This is a genomic window from Streptomyces sp. T39, assembly GCF_008042045.1.
In the GTDB taxonomy this organism is placed as follows: domain Bacteria; phylum Actinomycetota; class Actinomycetes; order Streptomycetales; family Streptomycetaceae; genus Streptomyces.
Genome location: NZ_RDBP01000012.1, coordinates 1,320,125 through 1,324,043, shown reverse-complemented (window position 1 = coordinate 1,324,043; position 3,919 = coordinate 1,320,125). Strand labels below are relative to the sequence as shown.

The window sequence follows — 3,919 nt, the reverse complement described above, 5'->3', positions numbered from 1 at the left end:
GGCGGCGTACGCCGGGGATCGTCGGGGGCGCCCCTCCACCTTCAGGAGGTGGGGCGCCCTCCGGCCCTACAACCTGAGGGGGACACGGCTTCGGTCCCTGGGGCCGATCCGTCGCGGCGGTCCCGCTCCTAGCGTGGAGCCATGACCACGCCAGTCTGTACGTACGCCTCCCAGGCCGCCGCGCCGGTGCCGTCGTCGTACACGCGTTACAGCTCCTTCTCCTCGTACGTACGGGCGCGGGGGCCCGTGCTGCTGCGCACCGCCCGCTCGCTGACCGCGAACCCGAGCGACGCCGAGGACCTGCTGCAGACCGCGCTCACCAAGACGTATGTCGCGTGGGACCGCATCGAGGACCACCGGGCGCTCGACGGCTATGTGCGCCGCGCCCTGGTGAACACGCGCACGTCCCAGTGGCGCAAGCGGAAGGTGGACGAGTTCGCCTGCGAGGAGCTGCCGGAGCCGCAGGTGCTGCCGGTGGCCGATCCCGCGGAGCACCAGGCGCTGCACGACGCGATGTGGCGTGCCGTGATGAAGCTGCCGGACCGGCAGCGGGCGATGGTCGTCCTGCGCTACTACGAGGACCTGAGCGAGGCCCAGACGGCGGAGGTGCTCGGGGTGTCGATCGGCACCGTCAAGAGCGCGGTGTCCCGTGCGCTCGGCAAGCTGCGCGAGGACCCGGAGCTCACGCCCGTCCGGTGACCCCGGGCGGGCGTTCCGGGCCCCTCGGCGGGCCCGGAACGGGGGCGGGACGAAGGGCGACGTTCCGTGATGTGCGGGGATTCATTACCCCCGGGTAGTGACATACCGCTTGGTATGTGCGCAGAATCTTCCCACCTTGTCGCAACGTAGCGCCAGCGCCCACCGGGAGGACGCCGTGCTGAGCACCATGCAGGACGTACCGCTGACTGTGACCCGCATCCTTCAGCATGGGATGACGATCCACGGGAAGTCGCAGATCACCACCTGGACGGGCGAGCCCGAACCACAGCGCCGCAGCTTCGCCGACGTCGGCCGCCGCGCCACGCAGCTGGCCAACGCCCTGCGGGACGAGCTCGGCATCGACGGCGACCAGCGCGTCGCGACCCTGATGTGGAACAACGCCGAGCACGTCGAGGCGTACTTCGCGATCCCCTCCATGGGCGCCGTGCTGCACACGCTCAACCTCCGCCTGCCCGCGGAGCAGCTGGTCTGGATCGTCAACCACGCGGCCGACCGTGCCGTGATCGTCAACGGTTCCCTGCTGCCGCTGCTCGCGCCCCTCCTCCCGCACCTGCCGACGATCGAGCACATCGTCGTCTCCGGCCCGGGCGACCGCTCGCTGCTGGCCGACACCGAGGCGCAGGTCCACGAGTACGAGGAGCTGATCGCCGGCCGCCCGGAGGTCTACGACTGGCCGGAGCTGGACGAGCGCAGCGCCGCCGCCATGTGCTACACCTCCGGCACCACGGGCGACCCCAAGGGCGTCGTCTACTCCCACCGCTCCATCTACCTGCACTCCATGCAGGTCAACATGGCGGAGTCGATGGGTCTGACGGAGAAGGACACCACCCTCGTCGTGGTGCCGCAGTTCCACGTGAACGCCTGGGGCCTGCCGCACGCCACCTTCATGACGGGCATCAACATGCTGATGCCGGACCGTTTCCTCCAGCCGGCCCCGCTCGCCGACATGATCGAGCGGGAGAAGCCGTCGCACGCCGCGGCCGTCCCCACCATCTGGCAGGGTCTGCTCGCCGAGGTCGGCGCCAACCCCCGTGACCTGTCCTCGATGAAGCAGGTCACCATCGGCGGCGCCGCGTGTCCGCCCTCCCTGATGGAGGCCTACGACAAGCTCGGAGTGCGCCTCTGCCACGCCTGGGGCATGACGGAGACCTCCCCGCTCGGCACGATGGCCCACCCGCCGGCCGGGCTGAGCGCCGAGGAGGAGTGGCCGTACCGCGTCACCCAGGGCCGGTTCCCGACCGGTGTCGAGGCCCGACTGGTCGGGCCCGGCGGCGAGTTCCTGCCGTGGGACGGGGAGTCCGCCGGCGAGCTGGAGGTGCGCGGCGCGTGGATCGCGGGCGCCTACTACGGCGGTGCGGGCGGCGACGACTTCCGGCCCGCCGACAAGTTCAGCGAGGACGGCTGGCTGAAGACCGGCGATGTCGGCGTCATCAGCCCCGACGGCTATCTGACGCTGACCGACCGGGCCAAGGACGTCATCAAGTCCGGCGGCGAGTGGATCTCCAGCGTCGAGCTGGAGAACGCGCTGATGGCCCACCCCGAGGTCGCCGAGGCCGCCGTGGTCGCCGTGCCCGACGAGAGGTGGGGCGAGCGCCCGCTGGCGACGGTCGTGCTGAAGGAGGGGGCGACCGCCGACTACGAGACGCTCAAGGAGTTCCTGGCGGGGAAGATCGCCAAGTGGCAGCTGCCGGAGCGGTGGGCCGTGGTGCCCGCCGTGCCGAAGACGAGCGTCGGCAAGTTCGACAAGAAGGTGATCCGCAGGCAGTACGCGGACGGCGAGCTGGACGTCACCCGGCTGTGACGCACCTGGAGGGGCCGGCGGTCGTGACCGCCGGCCCCTCCGGCATGTCCGGTCACCGGCCGGACGGTGACCGACCGGGCGCGCGTGCGGCGCCGACCCGCCCCCGGCCCGGTCGTCGGGGCGGGGGGGCAGCCGCCGTCAGTTGGTGCCGATCTTCGCCAGCAGGTCGACGATGCGTGCCTGGACCTCGTCGCTGGTGGAGCGTTCGGCCAGGAAGAGCACGGTCTCCCCCGAGGCCAGCCGCGGCAGTTCCGCCTGGTCGAGACCGGCCGAGGTGTAGACGACCAGCGGCGTGCGGTTCAGCCGGCCGTTCGCCCGCAGCCAGTCGATGATCCCCGCCCGGCGGCGGCGGACCTGCATCAGGTCCATCACCACCAGGTTGGGGCGCATCTGGCCCGCCAGCGTGACGGCGTCCGCGTCGGCGCCCGCCCGTGCCACCTGCATCCCGCGCCGCTCCAGCGTCTCGGTGAGCGCGAGCGCGATTTCCTCGTGCTCCTCGATCAGCAGCACCCTGGGCGGGTGCTGCTCGCTGTCACGGGGCGCGAGCGCCTTCAGCAGCACCGCGGGGTCGGCGCCGTACGCGGCCTCCCGCGTCGCCTGGCCGAGCCCGGCCGTCACCAGCACCGGCACCTCGGCGGCGACGGCGGCCTGGCGCAGCGACTGCAACGCGGTCCGGGTGATCGGCCCGGTCAGCGGGTCGACGAAGAGAGCCGCGGGGAACGCGGCGATCTGGGCGTCGACCTCCTCGCGGGAGTGCACGACGACCGGCCGGTAGCCGCGGTCGCTGAGCGCCTGCTGGGTGGAGACGTCCGGCGCCGGCCACACCAGGAGCCGGCGCGGGTTGTCGAGCGGCTCCGGGGGCAGCTCGTCGTCCACGGGCTGCGGCAGCGGACGGTTGGCGACCTCCACCGCTCCCCCGGGGCCGTCCAGCGGCTGCGGGCCCTCGGCGCCCTCGTCGGGTGCTCCTATGGCGTAGGCGCGCCCCTCGGAGCGGTCGGCCGGCATCCGCGAGGCGCCCGGCGCGGGCGCGGCGGGCTGCGCCGGGGCGGGCGCTGGCGCGGCCTGGGGCTGGGGGTGGGGCCGGGCGGCGGCCTCGGGCAGCTCGGTGTCCGGCCGGGTGCCCAGCTTGCGGCGGCGGCCGGAGCCGAGCGACTGGTTCTGCTGCTGGGTCAGGTGCTGGGCGAAGGGGACGCCCTGGCCGAGGGTGCGCACGCTGAACGCGCGCCCCTGGGTCGAGTCGGCCGCGGGCTCCTCGGCGGGCAGCGGCTGCGCCACCCTGGCCGGGGGCACCCGCACCGGACCGGTGCCGGGCTCCGGCCCGGCCGGGGTGCCCGGGGTCCCGGCCYCCGGCCGGGAGCAGCACACACCACCGCCGCAGCACCCCGCGCCCACCGGCCG

3 protein-coding genes are annotated in these 3,919 nt (G+C 73.5%); 2 read left to right on the top strand and 1 reads right to left on the bottom strand.

Going from position 1 to position 3,919, the window contains the following annotated elements; all coding sequences use genetic code 11:
• Positions 1 to 141 precede the first annotated feature (141 nt).
• Positions 142 to 699 carry a SigE family RNA polymerase sigma factor gene (locus EAO77_RS06885; protein ID WP_147987168.1) on the top strand — a complete coding sequence of 186 codons (558 nt, stop codon included), beginning with the start codon at positions 142 to 144 and terminating at the stop codon, positions 697 to 699.
• 175 nt (positions 700 to 874) lie between these two features.
• Complete coding sequence (locus EAO77_RS06880) at positions 875 to 2,521, top strand: long-chain fatty acid--CoA ligase (RefSeq protein ID WP_147988999.1); 1,647 nt, start codon at positions 875 to 877, stop codon at positions 2,519 to 2,521.
• A 138-nt stretch (positions 2,522 to 2,659) separates the two neighbouring features.
• Here the strand turns inward: EAO77_RS06880 and EAO77_RS06875 are convergent.
• A partial coding sequence (locus tag EAO77_RS06875; protein ID WP_261993827.1) for a hypothetical protein occupies positions 2,660 to 3,919 on the bottom strand: 1,260 nt, incomplete at its 5' end.

Excerpts from the sequence above, each read along its gene's own strand:
- EAO77_RS06885 (WP_147987168.1), top strand. The coding sequence starts at position 142 with ATGACCACGCCAGTCTGTACGTACGCCTCCCAGGCCGCCGCGCCGGTG.